17 protein-coding genes, 2 rRNA genes and 1 pseudogene are annotated in these 17513 nt (G+C 43.7%); 2 read left to right on the top strand and 18 right to left on the bottom strand.

Annotated features, from left to right (window positions below):
- Positions 1-117 precede the first annotated feature (117 nt).
- From PU629_RS08795 to PU629_RS08740, 13 genes and pseudogenes are all read right to left on the bottom strand, one after another.
- The gene (locus tag PU629_RS08795; protein ID WP_275283895.1) at positions 118-561 is read right to left on the bottom strand and encodes an NUDIX hydrolase; all 444 of its coding nucleotides are present in this window, start codon (positions 559-561) and stop codon (positions 118-120) included.
- Between the two features lie 27 nt (positions 562-588).
- Positions 589-1161: a GNAT family N-acetyltransferase gene (locus PU629_RS08790; RefSeq protein WP_275283894.1), complete on the bottom strand. Its 573-nt coding sequence runs from the start codon at positions 1159-1161 to the stop codon at positions 589-591.
- A gap of 229 nt (positions 1162-1390) precedes the next feature.
- Positions 1391-2083 (bottom strand): DNA alkylation repair protein, encoded by a 693-nt coding sequence (locus PU629_RS08785; protein WP_275283893.1) that lies wholly within the window; start codon positions 2081-2083, stop codon positions 1391-1393.
- A 282-nt stretch (positions 2084-2365) separates the two neighbouring features.
- Positions 2366-2899, bottom strand: coding sequence for a GNAT family N-acetyltransferase (locus tag PU629_RS08780; RefSeq protein WP_275283892.1), 534 nt, complete (start codon positions 2897-2899; stop codon positions 2366-2368).
- A 307-nt stretch (positions 2900-3206) separates the two neighbouring features.
- Positions 3207-3605: pseudogene (locus PU629_RS08775) on the bottom strand (histidine phosphatase family protein); the annotation flags it as partial.
- Between the two features lie 21 nt (positions 3606-3626).
- The gene (locus PU629_RS08770) at positions 3627-4007 is read right to left on the bottom strand and encodes a VOC family protein (RefSeq protein ID WP_275283891.1); all 381 of its coding nucleotides are present in this window, start codon (positions 4005-4007) and stop codon (positions 3627-3629) included.
- Between the two features lie 263 nt (positions 4008-4270).
- On the bottom strand, positions 4271-4840 hold the full coding sequence (locus PU629_RS08765) for a hydrolase (protein WP_275283890.1): 570 nt from the start codon (positions 4838-4840) through the stop codon (positions 4271-4273).
- A gap of 347 nt (positions 4841-5187) precedes the next feature.
- Positions 5188-5655 (bottom strand): GNAT family N-acetyltransferase, encoded by a 468-nt coding sequence (locus tag PU629_RS08760; RefSeq protein WP_275283889.1) that lies wholly within the window; start codon positions 5653-5655, stop codon positions 5188-5190.
- 42 nt (positions 5656-5697) lie between these two features.
- Positions 5698-6174, bottom strand: a complete 477-nt coding sequence (locus PU629_RS08755; protein ID WP_275283888.1) for a GNAT family N-acetyltransferase — start codon at positions 6172-6174, stop codon at positions 5698-5700.
- Positions 6171-6611 carry a nucleoside 2-deoxyribosyltransferase gene (locus tag PU629_RS08750; protein WP_275283887.1) on the bottom strand — a complete coding sequence of 147 codons (441 nt, stop codon included), beginning with the start codon at positions 6609-6611 and terminating at the stop codon, positions 6171-6173. The genes PU629_RS08755 and PU629_RS08750 overlap by 4 nt, the downstream gene beginning before the upstream one ends.
- 128 nt (positions 6612-6739) lie before the next feature.
- Entirely contained in the window at positions 6740-6859 is a 120-nt protein-coding gene (locus tag PU629_RS22460; RefSeq protein ID WP_343076314.1) for an NUDIX hydrolase, read from the bottom strand.
- Positions 6856-6993 carry a hypothetical protein gene (locus PU629_RS08745; RefSeq protein WP_275283886.1) on the bottom strand — a complete coding sequence of 46 codons (138 nt, stop codon included), beginning with the start codon at positions 6991-6993 and terminating at the stop codon, positions 6856-6858. The genes PU629_RS22460 and PU629_RS08745 overlap by 4 nt, the downstream gene beginning before the upstream one ends.
- Positions 6994-7143: 150 nt before the next feature.
- Positions 7144-8427, bottom strand: coding sequence for an adenylosuccinate synthase (locus PU629_RS08740; protein WP_275283885.1), 1284 nt, complete (start codon positions 8425-8427; stop codon positions 7144-7146).
- 124 nt (positions 8428-8551) lie between these two features.
- On the opposite strand from PU629_RS08740, the gene PU629_RS08735 reads away from it, so the two are divergent.
- Positions 8552-9442: a LysR family transcriptional regulator gene (locus tag PU629_RS08735; RefSeq protein ID WP_275283884.1), complete on the top strand. Its 891-nt coding sequence runs from the start codon at positions 8552-8554 to the stop codon at positions 9440-9442.
- Positions 9443-9569: 127 nt separating this feature from the next.
- On the top strand, positions 9570-9695 hold the full coding sequence (locus tag PU629_RS08730; protein WP_275283883.1) for a hypothetical protein: 126 nt from the start codon (positions 9570-9572) through the stop codon (positions 9693-9695).
- A gap of 455 nt (positions 9696-10150) precedes the next feature.
- On the opposite strand, the gene shc is transcribed toward PU629_RS08730, so the two are convergent.
- The 5 genes from shc to PU629_RS08705 all read right to left on the bottom strand — a co-directional run bounded on the left by shc (position 10151) and on the right by PU629_RS08705 (position 17463).
- Complete coding sequence (gene shc, locus PU629_RS08725) at positions 10151-12013, bottom strand: squalene--hopene cyclase (protein WP_275283882.1); 1863 nt, start codon at positions 12011-12013, stop codon at positions 10151-10153.
- A 169-nt stretch (positions 12014-12182) separates the two neighbouring features.
- Positions 12183-13160, bottom strand: coding sequence for an aldo/keto reductase (locus PU629_RS08720; protein ID WP_275283881.1), 978 nt, complete (start codon positions 13158-13160; stop codon positions 12183-12185).
- A gap of 160 nt (positions 13161-13320) precedes the next feature.
- Positions 13321-13887 (bottom strand): DUF2087 domain-containing protein, encoded by a 567-nt coding sequence (locus tag PU629_RS08715; protein WP_275283880.1) that lies wholly within the window; start codon positions 13885-13887, stop codon positions 13321-13323.
- 446 nt (positions 13888-14333) lie between these two features.
- Positions 14334-14449, bottom strand: a 5S ribosomal RNA gene (gene rrf, locus PU629_RS08710).
- Between the two features lie 64 nt (positions 14450-14513).
- Positions 14514-17463, bottom strand: a 23S ribosomal RNA gene (locus PU629_RS08705).
- Positions 17464-17513 lie beyond the last annotated feature (50 nt).

Raw genomic sequence — 17513 nt, 5'->3', positions numbered from 1 at the left:
TTTACGGCACCACTAAAGGTGATGAAAATGGGATAGCCTAAACAACTTGGATATTTTCAGGGCAGGACTTCAAGTTATGTTTCATGAAGTGAATGAGTCCACGAACTGATTTCTAGGCTAAGTAAAATGCTTTTCAATAATTATCTTTGCTCTTTCATCTAGTTGTGAGGGTAATTGGTTGACAGAGAAATACTTTAAATCCAAACTTTCACCGTCATTCATTGCAAACTCACCGCTTACGTCTCGTGCTCGGTAAACACAAATTACATTATAGACTTCATCACCATTCGGATATTTATAATAGAGATGACGACCTGAAAGACTATCAATGAATTCAAAGCTTCTCGCAATTAAACCTGTTTCTTCAAAAAGTTCTCTCTCAGCAGTTTGCTCTAGACTTTCGCCTAATTCCATTGCTCCTCCGGGTAGTCCCCACTCTTTAGTATCCGAACGGTGTTGTAATAAAATCTCTTCTTGATCATTCCTAACAATAATCGTAGCCCCAACCATAATTATTGGTTTCGTCCCTATCCATTTTCTTATTTCCTCAATGTATCCCATACTTCCATCCCCTACTTATAAAGATGATTATAGTTTAACAACCTGTTTTAAAATGGGAATTGCCTGCTCATAATCATTTTTGTAATGAGCAAAAGTTCCTTCTTTAACCAGTTCGAAACCGGCCTTTAAATAAAGAGCAATCGCTTTGTAACTCCAAGTTTGTGTATGTAAGAAAACATCCCTATTGCCATCAAGATTCAATAATTTATTGAGACATTCAGAAACCAGTGCCTTTCCAAGACCATAGCCCTGGTCACTTTCTTTAACAGCGAACCAATGAATAGATGGAACTTGTTTCTGATCCAAATGATCAAACCAACCCGTTATGGTTCCCACTTTTTCTCCCTCTTTGTTTTGAACAAAGAGAAGTCGTTTTTTAAGTTCATCTGAAAAAGGTAAATAATGAGTATGAAAGTAATGAAGAGCATCACCAACCGTTTCAAATTCTCCAACCGAGGTTTCAATTTCTGCCCATTGATTCTCAGTTCCTTGTGTAAACTCAGTAAAAGTGTATCCTTGGGGTAATTCAAAATGAAAGGGTGGCGTACCCGATGGTCTTTTCATTATGATGTTAAAATACGGTAATGATTTATCTAGCATTTCTCTCCCTCATTTCATACTTCTTCTTAAATTTAGACTGAGAGGTATAACAACCGCTACGCGAGTGCCGTGCCCGCAAAAAGCGATGTATTTTGACGGAGCATTTCATAAATGTCTTAACTTATAAATGAAAAACCAAACCCATCACGTTAAAAGGTGTGAATAAGTTCAAATTTTTTCTATTCGTCAAACACTTCTGTCTCAGCCTCACTCATTATTAAATAAATCATTATAAAATATTAGCTTTAAAATGTTTTAATGCTTCTCGCTTACTGAGTGGTTTTAATGTATGATTCGTAACAAAAGATAATACGCTCTCGGGACAAGTTTTGGCGTATTCTCGCAAGATCCAGCCAATTGCTTTCTGTACAAAAAATTCATCGCTAGTTGCCCGTCTAACAATGTATCGGAATAATCGTTCCTCATCTGTTTCACCTTTATAGTAGAGTTGATACAAGATAGCTGACCTCTGTAGCCAAATATTCTCATCATCAATCCATTTATCAGGAAAGGACAGAATGATCTTATCATTCGTTGTAAGCAAATCCCCCATAATATGAGCCGAAAGCGTGTCTACTGTATCCCACCACGATTTTTTCACGATCAAATCTGATAACCAAGGCATATCATCGCTGGTTAATACTTTCTTTGATTTTTCCAGAATATCAAGGGCAGCTTTTTGGTATTCACGCTCAGGGAGATCCCAGAGGCTAAATACGACATCTTTTAGCTCTTCTTTTTGTGGTAATCCGTTTTCTTTTATGAATTGATAAGTTAATTTTCGTCGTAGAGGCGTTCGGATACCTAAGAATTCGAATTGATTTCTCAAGTAACTTTTAGACCATTGAGCATATTTTTCATCCGTGTGTGCTGTATATAAACCGATCATTTCTTGAACATACGTATGAACCGAATAAGTCACTGATTAAGATCACCTTTCAATTGATTAATTGTTTTAGCTAATAATTCGTGAATGTATCCATCAGGGGCTGCAAATAAAGCGGTTGTCTGATTACAAGGCATTTTGGAAAGGTCTATAATTGAAATAGCTCCTTTAGTTATTCTTCAATCTAACTAACCGTTTACAGTATGTACTTCAAAAGCCCTAAAGTTTCGAAAACATCTTTGTCATTCAATGGCCTAGACCTTTGGTGCAACAAGAAAAAGCCGGGGACTGTCGCCGACCTTCAGCGAAAAATTAACCTTATCTATTATTTTTTAGGATTGAGTAGACATTTGTATCGTATACCTGTCCATTCTGGTATATATAGTCCCTCAGAATGCCTTCTTGTTGAAAGCCAAATTTGGTCAACAATTGGCTAGATGCTACGTTTTCTTTGAAGACAATTGCCCCTATTCGAGTGAGTCCAAACTCGTTAAATCCAAATTGAATCACTCTCGAAACAGCTTCGAAAGTGTAGCCCTTTCTCCAATGTTCCGGATGTATCTCATAGCCAATTTCTGCTCGTCTATGTTTAGGTGACCATGCATTAAATCCAATTGTACCAATTATTCCTTGAGTTCCTTTTATTTCGATTCCCCAACGTAATCCCCTTTTTTTCTTGTAGTTTTTAGCAAAGAAGTCAACAAATGCCTCCGCTTGTTCAATTCTCTCTAAAGTTTCTTGTCCATAAAATCGCATGACTCTTTCATTAGAAAAACAAGCAAATAGGTCTTCTGCATCATCCTTTGCAATTTCTCTAAGCCATAATCTTTCTGTTTCTAATGTGGGAAACATCTTTTATCTCCTTTTCTCTCTTCATAGATTAGTAATTATTCAATTATCATAGATCATTTGTACATAGGAAAAAGAGTCGATGACTGGCCAGTGATCTCTTAGCTCTATTAGCAAACATCGCACAATACTTCCCAAACTTTATAATGAAACATATTCTTCTAACTTCTAATCCCCCATTTTTTTCGTGGTTTAAACCGAACATTCTTTATATTCTATAATAACATTCGTTAGCCATTGAAAGTGAGATAAATTAAAAATGCCTCTTCATTTTAATGAAGAAGCACTCCCTTTGATCGACAAAAAGGTTTTATTGATTCGTTCCACCGTCGACAGTCCATAATCGTTTAATCGTCACTAATTCTTGCTCATTAAATTCGAGTTTATAAATATCAGGTCTAGATGTACTATATAAGAAATTCAAATCCAAATGACGATCAAAATATCCCATCATCAGAGTCATCACAGCGCCGTGAGTCCCTATTACCACTTTTTTATTTCTATAAGTGTTTGATAGTAATTTTAAAATTTTTATATCCCTTTTTTGGCAATCCGCATTTGACTTTCCCCCCTCTAAGGAGAAACTTGAGTCTGAAAATGATTTTTCTAAGATCGAAACCAATTCCTTATCAGATAATCGCTTAGCTTCTGAAGAAAATACCCTCTCTTTTAAATCTTTAAACACTAAGAAGTTCTTCTCCATTCCAATAAAACTTTTATTAAACGCCCCTTAACTTCCAATTTTATGGTCCAATACTTGAATCATTTCCACCCGGTTTCCAAAAGGGTCTCTGAATTCGAAACGGTCGAATCCTGGAATGGGAACCCCCTCAATTAGTTGAATGTTCGTTTGTTCTAACACCCTTCTCCAATAGGAGAGATCCTCAACTTGATAGGCTAAATGAGCTTTTGTCGTTAATCGATCCACCCCATCTTCTGTTCCGATATGAACAGCCTGATCTCCGACTTCTAGCCAAAAACCCCCGCGCCCTTTTAAGGATGCAGGCTTTTCTTTCTCCTGTAACCCAAGAATTCCGCAGTAAAACTGTCTGCCTGCTTCCTCGGCCCCTTTTGGGATTGTAATTTGAGCATGATGTAGACCAATAATCATAATAAACAAACCTCCTCTAACCCCATTTATCAACTTTCACCATCGACAACTATCCTCACTTCCAGTCTATTCCTTAAATTTCAATAAGGAAATAATAAATTTGTTATACCATTTGATAAGATTTTCTTATAGAATCAAAACGACTTTTTGATTAGACAAAAAAGCGCCAAACCGCAATCGGTTCAGCACTTGTATAGGTGTGGCATTCGCCTCTCAAACAAAATGAATCACACTTGACGTTCCATTTAATAAATGAAACTTAATTAGCGATCATTTTGGAGAACTTCTTCTGTTGTACGTATTCTCCCCATTCTTGGGAATATGTACTTAAATGTATGCTCGTGGGTTTCTTTAGATAAACCAGTCGTCGCATCTGATACAAAGATCTGATTATAGCCATGTTGAAACGCTTCTCTAGCAGTGGTTTCTACACCGATATCAGTCGCAATACCACAAAGAACAATGGTATCGATTCCACGGCGACGCAGTTGTAAATCTAATTCAGTTCCGTAAAATGCTCCCCATTGGCGCTTCGTAATAAGAATATCACTTGGTTGAACGTTAAGCTCTTCAACGAATTCCATCCAATCATCCGGTAATTCGTGCGCAGGTTGCGGTGGATTATCGGTGATCGGCTGGAGCGCATCTTTCCCATCATGCGGTCCAACATGAACTAGAAAAACCGGACTGCCTGCTTCTCGAAACGCATGCACGATTTTGGCAGATTGCTCAACCACTTCTTTAGATGAGAGTGGCGCACAAGGAAAGCCGACAATTCCTTTTTGTAAATCAATCACGACAACAGCTGTTTTCTCTGGATTATATAAACTCATTTTTTTCCCTCCATATTTAAATACTCGGTAAAAAAACACCCTAAAATTATAACCTATACCATTCGATCCTCCAAATATACGCACTTTTTGTGTGAGGCACCGATTGGCGTCACGGGATTCTTAAAATCATCTGGATAGCTAGTTTGCTGTCCGTTCCAATAAGTGCTGATCGACCCTTTAAATAAGCTGGCTCCGATTCCAGGAATCCGCTCCTTTCATATTTTATTGGATCTACCTATGCCTTTAGTGAGATTTTTTCTGTTTTTAAAGGGTCTAATTCTACTAGGAGCGCGATTACGATTAACCAATCAGGTGTCTTAAAGCCAAACGGAGAACTCTCCAATTTATCATAAACGGAGATATGTCCGTTTGTCAACAAATAAAATAGGGGGACGGTTCTCGCGTTTCAGAAACGCGAGAACCGTCCCCCTATCTCGATATCCGAGCTGCTCATAGAACGTATGGGAAGTGCTTGAAGCGAGCATCTCAATTCGAGTTGTAGGATACATATGGTGGACAAAGCTTAGGAATGCTTGTCCAATCCCTAAGCCGCGGTAATCCTTGTCAATCATCAATTCGCAGATAAAAAGCGTGACAGACTGGTCCGTCAATCCTCTTATATAGGCAACAATAGCCTCTCCATCAGAAACAATATAAGCTACATTAGAGTTGTCCCATGCCCGTTTTGTCACATCTTGTTTTTCAACGAGATTTGTCCATCCCTCTTCTTTGTTTAATCTTTGAATGTCTTCAATATCGGCCTCACGATACTTTCGAATGGTAAACTCCCTACCATCCTTTGCTGTTAAATTCATTCTGACACCTTCTTTATATAAGACTATAAAGCACCGCATTGCTTAAATTTCTTTCACCATAACAACTGTCATAACCTCACGGCCGCTTGCACTGATGACCCTTTCTTCAAGGATCACTTGATAGCCAAGAGATTTATAAAGTAAAATGTTTTTTGGAAGGGACAGTCTCACTCGGCATTCTATTTTCGTTTTTCCAAGATTCTTCGCGTAGTCCTCTAACCAAAGCAGCATTGCTTTAGCAAGGCCCTTTCCTCTTGCTTTCGGAGTAACAGACAGTCTAGAAAAGTAAAGCCCCTCTTCCTTCAATTGAAATCTCGATGATCCGACAACTTGTTCATCTAATGAACATAAAATAAACTGTTCCTTTCCATTTTGATAAGCTTCTTTTAATTGGTCGATCGGCTCTATTAAAGCACTTGAAGGAACATCCAAGTATCGGTACTCCTCAAAGGCTGCACGCATTAACCCATGAGCCAAATCGATCTCCTGTCCCGTTCCTAATTTAATGGAGACGCTCATACCCCATCACCTTCTTTGCAAAGTGTTTTTCTTGAATGTTGCCCAATTATCGTCTCCACTAACTCTTCTAAACTCCCGAAGCATTTCGTCACACCAGACAAATGGTAGAAGGTCGCAGTCGCCTCCACATGGTCAATCGCGTCATCAAGAGAATAGAGAAAAAGCGGTTTTCTTAGCGCCAAGGCCATCCCTATCTCGACATGCGTTCCCTTTCCGCCTGGCAGGAGAGCAACTATAAAATCAGCCTCCCCGACCGCCTGCATTTCTTGTTCCCCAATTTGCTTTAACTCTTCAACCGATAAAGTGCCTCTTGAGTCAGCATGGATCGTCCAATCATAGGTTTGGTGCAAACCTAAACGTTTTAATTGATCCGCTACATAGTGAACAGCTTCCTTATTCCGAAAACTGGAAGCCACATAGAAAGCTTGTCCCGTCATTTTAACACCTCTTTCTTCACAATTGTTTCATAGAGTTTGAGAATGGGCAGTGTATAATCATCCCACTTTTCGCGGTCGTCTGGTGCCAGCCTTGCGACATCAATTAAATTTGCATGATCTTCAAGCGTTCAATCAAAGCCTATTTCTTCCCCTGTTAGTTCAGCTAAAAAAGTATATTTATCGTCATCCGAACGAAGAAGCCGAGTCACCTTCACGTCATAGCCGGTCTCTTCTTTAACTTCTCTTATGCAAGCCTCTTCAGGTGTTTCTCCTGGTTCGATTCCTCTTCCTGGAAATTTTCAAACGACATCCCCTCTTTGGACTTATTGATGAACCAGCAAGACCAGGCCGTCTTGAATGAAAAAGTCTGTGCAAGCATCAAGGAGCCCCCTCCTAATCTCTTATCTTACTCCTATATTAGAGGAATTAACCCCTGTAATAAACCCTGAATTTTCTTTCATTAATTTTAGAAAAAAACTAAGGCGACCCTTATAAGTCACAAAGGCCGCCGTTTAAGTCTTTCATTGATCAACTATTCTTTTATAAGGGTTTGTTCACGATGTGAGCCAACTGAGATGTATTGGATCGGTACACCTAAAAATTGTTCGATTTTTTCAATGTAGGCAATGGCATTTTTGGGAAGATCTTCATAGGTTCGACAAGTCGAAAGATCATCTTCCCAGCCTGGCAATGTTTCATAGACAGGCTCTAGCTGACCCATTTCAATATAGGGACGGAGCGTGTCGACTCTTTCTCCTGTTTCTTTATGACGGTAGCGGGTACAGATTTTGAGCTCTGACAAAGTGCTCAACACATCAATTTTTGTTAAAGCGATTCCTGTGTAGCCGTTAATCTCTGCCCCATATTTCACGGCAGGTAAGTCCAGCCAGCCGCAGTTTCGAACCCTGCCTGTTGTCGCTCCAAATTCTTGCCCTTTTTGACCTAAGAAAACACCGACTTCATCATCAAGACCCGTGATAAACTCTCCTTCACCAACGGTCGTGGTGTAGGCTTTACAGATGCCTAACACATCATTAATTTTATGAGGCGGTATTCCGATCCCGACACCGACCGCACTTGCAATAGGGTTAGAGGACGTGACAAAAGGATAGGCTCCCCAGTCCAGATCACGCATCACGCCAAGCTGCCCTTCTGCCAAGATCTGTTTCTTATTTTTAATCGCGTCGAGGACGATTCGCTGCGTATCTTTTATAAAAGGGGCTAATTGTTCTCGATAGTCCTTAAGCTTGTTCCAAATAGAGTCAAACTCAAGCGGTGTCCCATTGTATAATTTAGTGATAATCTCGTTTTTATTTTGTACAATTTCTTGAACGCGACCCTTTATGGCTTCTAAATGAAGGAGATCCCCCACTTGAAGTCCATTTCGTCCCACTTTATCGACGTAAGCAGGACCGATCCCTTTTAATGTCGTCCCAATTTTTTGACGCCTTTTTTGCTCATCTAATTTATCAAGTACAACATGATAAGGCATGACCAAATGCGCACGCTCCGAAATCATGAGTTGCTTTTCAATTTGGTGTTTCGAGATGCCTTTTTCCATTAATTGATTGATTTCACTTAACAGGTCCTCTGGATGGACAACAACACCCGTCCCAATCACACATTTTGTTTCCGGATTAAAAATACCGGATGGAATCAAATGAAGAACCGATTGGCCATACTCGTTCACTATGGTATGTCCCGCATTGCTTCCACCCTGATAGCGAATCACGATTTCTGCCTGATCAGCTAAATAATCGATCATCTTCCCTTTACCTTCATCGCCCCACTGCGCACCTAAAATGACCTTCACCATTACTGGTCCCTCCCACAACTTGTTTTCACCTTTATTCTAAACCTAATCGAAATATAATAAAAATGAATCATTTTTATAGTTATGATACAATTATCGTATATTAAATTGACAGGAAGGTGCCTCCATGCTCGTCCTATTTGAAACGTTCGTGACGGTTGTAGAAAGCGGAAGTATCTCCAAAGCCGCTGAGCAATTAACGACCACACAGCCCAGTGTGACAAGACGGGTTCAACTGCTTGAAGAAGAATTCGGTGTCCCTCTTTTCGACCGCATAGGAAAACGATTAATTTTAAATAAAGCGGGATCGCTTCTGTTTGAGAGGGCCAAATTAATGTTAAAAAATTTTAGCCAGGTGCGCGACGATATTCGCATGCTGGATGAGGCCGACCGTGGAAACATTCTGATTGGGGCTGGCTTAACGATTAATCAATTTGTTTTACCCACCTTTCTTTATTTTTTTCATAAGAAATACCCGAAAATGACTTATAAATTGGTGTCGGGAAATTCAAGACACGTCCTGGAAAAACTGCTTAATTATGAAATTGATGTCGGGCTCATCACAACTGACATTGACCATGAGGCAATCGAACGTCTCCCGTTAAAAACATCGGAGCTGGTCCTAATTGCTCCTTTTGCTACTGTTTTTCCAGAAAGAGCGCTCCTTCCAGATGATTTGAGAGAGCACTCCCTCATCACGTATCAGCAAGGGACGGGCTTCAGACGTTTTATTGATGAATTGTTTAAAGACATTGGGCTCTCCCAACTTCCGATAAGACTGGAAACCGATAGTATTGAGGTCATGGTCAAGATGGTGGAAAATGAGATGGGGCTTGCGGTTGTTCCGAAAATAGCGGCCGCCCCTCCCATCGCCGAGCAAAAAGTGAAGCCCTTGACGCTCCAAAACTTTGACTTTCCTAAACGATCCCTTTCACTTATCTATAGGAAGGTAGGATTTCAAGCCGCTGCAGTGGAACGTTTTATCGACGAACTGAAAGCCTTTCAGGAGTGGCAATAGTTTTTTACGGCACCTCGTCTGAATCGTTTTGGTTAGATCTCTTAATAGCTGCTTTCCCTTACATAATTACTAGGCGTTAGGTAAAAGCTAGCGTTTGATGAAGACTATTCTAAGGAGTCGATGATTTGTGAGCAAGGGATCCAAGTCAAAGCGCAACATCATTAAAGGTAAAAATGCTGTACAGCCGAGTTCAGGTGAAGATCGCATTACGGTCTCAAAAGTCAGCAGAGAGTTAGAGGAACGTAAAGACTGACCATAGCCCTCCACGTGAGGGTTTTTTCTTTTGGCTCTTTTCTAAAAGATTGTTGCTAGTTGATAAAAAATAGGTGGAAATAGGCGAGACTCCTGCGGGAATAGGCAAGACAGGTGAGACCCCGCAGGCGTATTTTGCCGAGGAGGCCCACGGATTGCCCGCGGAAAGCGAGCTTTTTGGAGCCTAAAAACAACAAAGTTTACGAAAACAGCCTTTCTTTTAGATGAAGGTCCTTAAAAACTTTGCTGATTATAAAGGCGAAAAGAGGTCAACTAGCCCACTTTCCGGGAGCGACCGCTACATAGAAAAGCAGCAATCAACATTGGCAGAAAGCCAAAACATAAGATCCCCCTTTGCAGTGAAACAGGAGAAGCGTTACTCCGTTTCGAGTGGAACGCGAGAACCGTCCCTCCGTTTCAACGGTTCAAGTGAAACGAGAGAACCGTCCCCGCGTTTCAGTTTAGATAGTGTCCGAGGGTTAGGAGGGGCCAGATGAGGTTGTAGCTGTGGTAGTAGGTGTAGAAGGTGCCTGGGAGTCCGGCACCGGTTGGGTAGGTGAAGGTATCTTGAAATTGACTGAGTTGGGTGAGCAGGCTTTTTATGCCTCGATCCATTTCTGGTGTCGGCTTGTCGTATACCGAAATGAGCGCATCCACTGCCCAGGCGGTTTGTGATAAAGTGCTTTTTCCAAGCGGTACATAATGCTTTACGACATCATTTTCACAGGATTCACCCCAGCCGCCATCTTCATTTTGATTCTTCAGTAAAAACCGGATCCCTTTTTGAATGGTGGGGTCTTCTGGATGAAGGTTCACCGCTCGCATTCCTGTTATGGCAGCCCATGTTCCGTAAATATAACCTACTTCCCACCGAGCGTACCAAGAGCCATCCGCTTCTTGATTCCTTCGCAGCCACTCTACACCGTTTTTAATCTTCGGATAGGTAGATGGAAGCCCAGTAAAATGACCAAGAAACTCAAGGACTCGCCCTGTCAAATCGGCAGATGATTCGTCAATGCTCGCTGCGTCGGCCCCATCAAAAGGAATGAGCTTTAAAATTTTTTTATCGGTATTTTTCTCAAATGACGCCCAACCGCCGTCATCATTTTGCATACTAAGAATCCAAGCTAACCCGCGATGCCAATGTTCAAAGACAGCCTGTTGGTGTTTCGCTGCCGGCCTTAATGCTCTCAAGGCTGCAGCCGTATCATCGACATCCGGATTCATCGTATTAGTATGTGAAAATCCCCATCCCCCTGGCTTCACATGGGGGTTATGTATCGCCCAGTCCCCATAATTCGTATGCTGATGCCTTAACAAAAATTGATTGGCAGCTTGTACAGACGGATGATCGTATCGGATGCCCGCTTCTTGCATGGCATAGGAAAGAAGCGCCGTATCCCAGACTCTTGAAACAGCATTTTGTGCATGAAGGGTGCCTCGCGTGCGGCTGAGATGCCCCTTTAGCCCCTCGAAAGCTTTTAAGATAACAGGGGCCTTTTTCGAATAACCATGGGCGAGAAGGGCAAAAATCATCAGAAAGGTCGAAGAAAAATAACTGTAAAAGGTCCCATCGGCTTCCAAATGATCAAACATATACTGCACAGCTTTCAGAGCAGCTTCCTTGTGGAGTTCATGCGGGAGCCCATTTAACGTCTCCACGGCCTCCTGTATAAACGATGAAAAGGATCGGCCCTCATTTAATCGCCAGTCATCACTAGTGCGGTCTCCTATTAGCTCAGCTAACTCAGTTTTTTTGGATAAGTGGACCGAAAATTTATGATCGGCAAGAAGAAGGACAGGCGTCATATGAGCACGGGCATAAACCGATAAATCATAGAAATTTAAGGGGGCTGAATTGGGAAGCAGAATAAACTCCAAGGGAACGGGCAAGAATACTGGCCAGTCGTACTCCCCCATTACGGCTAACACCACTTTTGTCATAGAAGAAGCTGCCCTGATTCCACCATGCATTTTAATAAAACGACGTGCTTTCATCATCGTTAATTCCTGCCTATCCACGTAACCTGAAAAAAGTAGTGCTGTATAAGCCTCTATCGTCAATGACAGATTGCCTTCTTTTTCATCCGGATAAGCCTTCCATGACCCAACTGATGATTGTGTCCATTCCAAACGCCTCACCAACTCTTGAACCAGCGCCTCTTCATCCTCCATTTCAAGCGCTCTAATTAACAGAATCATATAGGCATCCGTCATCGGCGTGCTCTCAAAGCAAAAATGCCAAGAACCATCCTCTGATTGATGAGTGGTTAAAAACCGAATGAGTTGATGAATCGCATCTTGTGCCTCTTCTAACATTCCCATCACCCCACAAGTCTCTTTGGTTCAATTTATTCTTGCAGAAAGAGATTCAAAACCATTTTTAAGGGATAAGGTTGTTGTGAAGGGATTTTTCATGATGGTGCTTTGCTGGCTGTAAAATAAAATTCGTCCTCCCGCATTGGAAGGACGAATTTTATAAATGACATTACCACGCATAGGAATAAGGGGCTTCTCCATATCCAGGGAAAATTTCATCAAGGCGATCAAGTGCCGCTTGGTCAAATTCAATTTCCACTGCGCGCAATGCCTGCTCAAATTGGCCAATCGTTCTTGGTCCAATAATAGGGGCTGTGATGGCCGGTTGCTTTAGCACCCAAGCAAGGGCAACGTCCGCTTCTTGCTCACCAAATTCCTTACAAAACTTAGAAAATGCTTCGAGCTGAGCCCGATGCTTTTCGATTCGTTCAGTCTGATTAGCCGAACGTGAACCTTTTTCCGGATTGAGAGCATTTCCTCCAAGCAGACCACCATCGAGTGGACTCCAAACAATAACCCCAATTCCTTGATCCTTAGCTGCAGGAAGAACCTCCAACTCGGGATAGCGGCAGAGAAGGCTGTATTTATGCTGCTCAGATACAAGTCCTAAAAAATGACGTTCTTTCGCAGCGGCTTGAGCTTTTACTAAATCCCAGCCAGCGAAGTTACTTGAACCCACATAATCAATCGTGCCTTGTTGAACAAGTGATTGGAAAACCTCCCACAGCTCGTCCCATGAGACGTTGCGGTCGATGTGGTGCATTTGATACAGTTCAATATGATCGGTTTGTAAACGTTTTAGAGAGCCTTCTAAATGACGGCGAATTTTATAAGCAGAGAGACTGCGCTCATCATTCGGGCCATCATTGGCATCGTTCATTGGGTTGTACACTTTTGTTGCGAGAACCACCTTTTCACGGCGATTGCCGCCTTGAGCAAACCAGCGGCCAAGGATTTCCTCTGTCCACCCTCTCCGTTCATTCCCACCATAGACATTGGCAGTATCGAAGAAATTAACCCCCGCATCCAGAGCCGCGTCCATAATTCGAAAAGCTTCCTTTTCCTCTGTAACAGGACCAAAATTCATAGTTCCAAGACAAAGCTGACTCACTTTCATTCCCGAACGACCGAGCTGTGTATACTTCAACTATCCCACTCTCCCATATACAATTATGAAACGATTCTTTCTATTACATTATAAATGGTTGCGCTTACTTAATAAAATGATTAAGCTCAGGCAAAACGGAAACTTAACATTTTTAACACTCAAGCGATCAAGTGGGAATCCGAACTTGAGTGTTTCTTCATTATATCATCCACATTTCAACAGGATTAAGCTCGTAAATCCCATCTTGCCGCGTCATGAACTGACACATGATAAATTCGCGACGAATGGTGGCAAAATCCTCGTGGAATTGCCTGATAAATTCGTTGATTTCCTTTTCTTTATACTTTCTCCCTTTTTCTAAGCGTTTCACCATATACTCCAAAATGATTAACTTTTTCTTTCTCTGGGCAGGAATCTGCTTTAATCGGCCATCAGGAAGCAAAAAGTTTTGAATGATTTTGGCCTTTTCTTCCGGCTCGACCTGAAATCCCTCCTTTTCATTACCCAAATTCAAAATGGATTTTGCCATGTAATCCAGCTTCCTTTCATCTAGATAATAATAAATTGTATTTTTGTCCCGACGTGAATAAATAATCGCGACATCCCGCAGTTTGGTCAGATGGTGTGATATCGTCGAGGGTGTCAGCCCCAACTTCCCTGCAATTGCCTGACCATGAAGCGGCCCTTCTTTTAATAAAGCAATAATTTTAATTCGCGTCTCGTCCCCCATAGTCTTATGAAAATTAACCAAACGATCTAATTGCATAAGACGCTTTCCTCCCATCAAACACCTGTTTCTTAACGTTGGTTAAACCAGCTACTTCGATAACCATCTAATTAGATAATAATCGAAGTAGACATGGGAAGCAACCCTCTTTTTCTGAAAAATCCATATTCAAGGGACCCTGCTGCCTTTAGCCGTCTAATGGACTCAGTGTCCGTTAGAAACGCCGCACCACCACTCTATAAACGCAAAAAGGAGAACTGCTTAATCGCAATTCTCCTTTTTGCAGTTGCCTGGCGGTGTTCTACTCTTGCCAATCTACTTGCTTGGAATACTTCGTGGGTCCCCTTCTTCGATTGACACCTTTTTGATTTGCGCATAACCTCATTCTTTTAAACCAAGGTTAAGCGCAGGGGCACAGCCACTATCAATAATTAATGATCCTATGTAAAAAAGGAATCGTCATTTAAACGATTCCTTTATCGATTGCCCGGCGGCGTTCTACTCTTGCAGGGGGAAGCCCCCAACTACCATCGACGCTGAAGAGCTTAACGGCCGTGTTCGGGATGGGAACGGGTGTGACCTCTTCGCCATAACCACCGGACAAAGTATTCAATTGAAGGATCATACCTTCAAAACTAGATAGGAAGTCAAACAAACACTAATTTAAGGTTAAGCCCTCGATCGATTAGTATCCGTCAGCTCCATGCGTTGCCGCACTTCCACCTCGGACCTATCTACCTCATCATCTCTAAGGGATCTTACTGACTTAAAGTCATGGGAAATCTCATCTTGAGGGGGGCTTCATGCTTAGATGCTTTCAGCACTTATCCCGTCCACACATAGCTACCCAGCGGTGCTCCTGGCGGAACAACTGGGACACCAGCGGTGTGTCCATCCCGGTCCTCTCGTACTAAGGACAGCTCCTCTCAAATTTCCAACGCCCGCGACGGATAGGGACCGAACTGTCTCACGACGTTCTGAACCCAGCTCGCGTACCGCTTTAATGGGCGAACAGCCCAACCCTTGGGACCCACTTCAGCCCCAGGATGCGATGAGCCGACATCGAGGTGCCAAACCTCCCCGTCGATGTGGACTCTTGGGGGAGATAAGCCTGTTATCCCCAGGGTAGCTTTTATCCGTTGAGCGATGGCCCTTCCATGCGGCGCCACCGGATCACTAAGCCCGACTTTCGTCCCTGCTCGACTTGTAGGTCTCGCAGTCAAGCTCCCTTGTGCCTTTACACTCTGCGAATGATTTCCAACCATTCTGAGGGAACCTTTGGGCGCCTCCGTTACTCTTTAGGAGGCGACCGCCCCAGTCAAACTGCCCACCTGACACTGTCTCCGAACCGGATTACGGTCCCGGGTTAGAATGTCCATACCGAAAGGGTAGTATTCCACCGACGCCTCCACCGAACCTGGCGGTCCGGCTTCAAAGGCTCCTACCTATCCTATACAATCGATACAGACATCCAATATCAAGCTGCAGTAAAGCTCCATGGGGTCTTTCCGTCCTGTCGCGGGTAACCTGCATCTTCACAGGCACTATAATTTCACCGGGTCTCTCGTTGAGACAGTATCCAAGTCGTTGCACCTTTCGTGCGGGTCGGAACTTACCCGACAAGGAATTTCGCTACCTTAGGACCGTTATAGTTACGGCCGCCGTTTACTGGGGCTTCAATTCAGAGCTTCTCCTAAAAGGATAACCCCTCCTCTTAACCTTCCAGCACCGGGCAGGTGTCAGCCCCTATACATCACCTTTCGGTTTAGCAGAGACCTGTGTTTTTGCTAAACAGTCGCTTGGATCTTTTCACTGCGGCTCAGCAGGGCTATTCACCCCGCCAAGCACCCCTTCTCCCGAAGTTACGGGGTCATTTTGCCGAGTTCCTTAACGAGAGTTCTCCCGAGCGTCTTAGGATTCTCTCCTCGCCTACCTGTGTCGGTTTGGGGTACGGGCACCTTGAGACTCGCTAGAGGCTTTTCTTGGCAGTGTAAGCACGGGCACTTCGGTACTAAAATTCCCTCCCCATCACAGCTCAGCCTTATGAAGGCGGGATTTGCCTCACCTTCAGCCTTACTGCTTGGACGCGCCTATCCATCAGCGCGCTTGCCTTGCCTTCCTGCGTCCCCCCATTGCTCAAACGTCTCCTGGTGGTACAGGAATATCAACCTGTTGTCCATCGCCTACGCCTTCCGGCCTCGGCTTAGGTCCCGACTAACCCTGAGCGGACGAACCTTCCTCAGGAACCCTTAGGCTTTCGACGGAGGGGATTCTCACCCCTCTTTTCGTTACTCATACCGGCATTCTCACTTCTAAGCGCTCCAGCAAACCTTCCAGTTTACCTTCTCTGCCCTTAGAACGCTCCCCTACCATCCCATTGGGATCCATAGCTTCGGTGATACGTTTAGCCCCGTTACATTTTCGGCGCAGCGCCACTCGACCAGTGAGCTATTACGCACTCTTTAAATGGTGGCTGCTTCTAAGCCAACATCCTGGTTGTCTGGGCAACGCCACATCCTTTGCCACTTAACGTATACTTGGGGACCTTAGCTGATGGTCTGGGCTGTTTCCCTCTCGACGACGGATCTTATCACTCGCCGTCTGACTCCCGAGGATGAGTCCTTGGCATTCGGAGTTTGACTGAACTCGGTAACCCTGTGGGGGCCCCTCACTCAATCAGTGCTCTACCTCCAAGTCTCTTCCCTCGAGGCTAGCCCTAAAGCTATTTCGGGGAGAACCAGCTATCTCCGAGTTCGATTGGCATTTCACCCCTACCCACACCTCATCCCCGCACTTTTCAACGTGCGTGGGTTCGGGCCTCCATTCAGTGTTACCTGAACTTCACCCTGGACATGGGTAGATCACACGGTTTCGGGTCTACAACCTTAAACTATCGCCCTATTCAGACTCGCTTTCGCTCTGGCTCCGTCTCTTCAACTTAACCTTGCTTAAGATCGTAACTCGCCGGTCCATTCTACAAAAGGTACGCCGTCATCCCCCCGTGTCCCCGCAAAAGCCTGCTTTTGTGGGTGGGGAGGACTTCGACTACTTGTAAGCACACGGTTTCAGGATCTCTTTCACTCCCCTTCCGGGGTGCTTTTCACCTTTCCCTCACGGTACTGGTTCACTATCGGTCACTAGGGAGTATTTAGCCTTGGGAGATGGTCCTCCCGGATTCCGACGGGGTTTCACGTGTCCCGCCGTACTCAGGATCCACTCAGGTTGGGGGTCTGTTTCGACTACAGGGCTGTTACCTTCTCTGGCCGGCCTTTCCAAACCGGTTCGTCTACAGCTCCCCTTCCGGGATGAGTGTCCTACAACCCCAAGAGGCAAGCCTCTTGGTTTGGGCTGTTCCCGTTTCGCTCGCCACTACTAAGGGAATCGCATTTGCTTTCTCTTCCTCTGGGTACTTAGATGTTTCAGTTCCCCAGGTCTGCCTTCCATACCCTATGTATTCAGGTAAGGATACTGCCCGTTCAGGGCAGTGGGTTTCCCCATTCGGAAATCTCCGGATCAAAGCCTACTTACAGCTCCCCGAAGCATATCGGTGTTCGTTCCGTCCTTCATCGGCTCCTAGTGCCAAGGCATCCACCGTGCGCTCTTATTCGCTTAACCTTGTTACAATTGATGTCTTGTTTGCACTTCATTATCCAGTTTTCAAGGGA

Source organism: Pullulanibacillus sp. KACC 23026 (assembly GCF_029094525.1).
Taxonomy (GTDB): domain Bacteria; phylum Bacillota; class Bacilli; order Bacillales; family Sporolactobacillaceae; genus KACC-23026.
The sequence above is the reverse complement of the archived record's forward strand: the minus strand, read 5'-3'. Positions and strand labels throughout refer to the sequence as shown.

What these genes read in the sequence shown, in the direction of transcription:
- PU629_RS08790 (WP_275283894.1), bottom strand. Translation starts at nt 1,161, where the DNA reads ATGCTAGATAAATCATTACCGTATTTTAACATCATAATGAAAAGACCA.
- shc (WP_275283882.1), bottom strand. Translation starts at nt 12,013, where the DNA reads ATGTTAGAAGAGGCACAAGATGCGATTCATCAACTCATTCGGTTTTTA.
- PU629_RS08755 (WP_275283888.1), bottom strand. Translation starts at nt 6,174, where the DNA reads ATGAGCGTCTCCATTAAATTAGGAACGGGACAGGAGATCGATTTGGCT.
- PU629_RS08735 (WP_275283884.1), top strand. Translation starts at nt 8,552, where the DNA reads ATGCTCGTCCTATTTGAAACGTTCGTGACGGTTGTAGAAAGCGGAAGT.
- PU629_RS08760 (WP_275283889.1), bottom strand. Translation starts at nt 5,655, where the DNA reads ATGAATTTAACAGCAAAGGATGGTAGGGAGTTTACCATTCGAAAGTAT.
- PU629_RS08765 (WP_275283890.1), bottom strand. Translation starts at nt 4,840, where the DNA reads ATGAGTTTATATAATCCAGAGAAAACAGCTGTTGTCGTGATTGATTTA.
- PU629_RS08750 (WP_275283887.1), bottom strand. Translation starts at nt 6,611, where the DNA reads ATGACGGGACAAGCTTTCTATGTGGCTTCCAGTTTTCGGAATAAGGAA.
- PU629_RS08780 (WP_275283892.1), bottom strand. Translation starts at nt 2,899, where the DNA reads ATGTTTCCCACATTAGAAACAGAAAGATTATGGCTTAGAGAAATTGCA.
- PU629_RS08770 (WP_275283891.1), bottom strand. Translation starts at nt 4,007, where the DNA reads ATGATTATTGGTCTACATCATGCTCAAATTACAATCCCAAAAGGGGCC.
- PU629_RS08795 (WP_275283895.1), bottom strand. Translation starts at nt 561, where the DNA reads ATGGGATACATTGAGGAAATAAGAAAATGGATAGGGACGAAACCAATA.
- PU629_RS08740 (WP_275283885.1), bottom strand. Translation starts at nt 8,427, where the DNA reads ATGGTGAAGGTCATTTTAGGTGCGCAGTGGGGCGATGAAGGTAAAGGG.
- PU629_RS08715 (WP_275283880.1), bottom strand. Translation starts at nt 13,887, where the DNA reads ATGCAATTAGATCGTTTGGTTAATTTTCATAAGACTATGGGGGACGAG.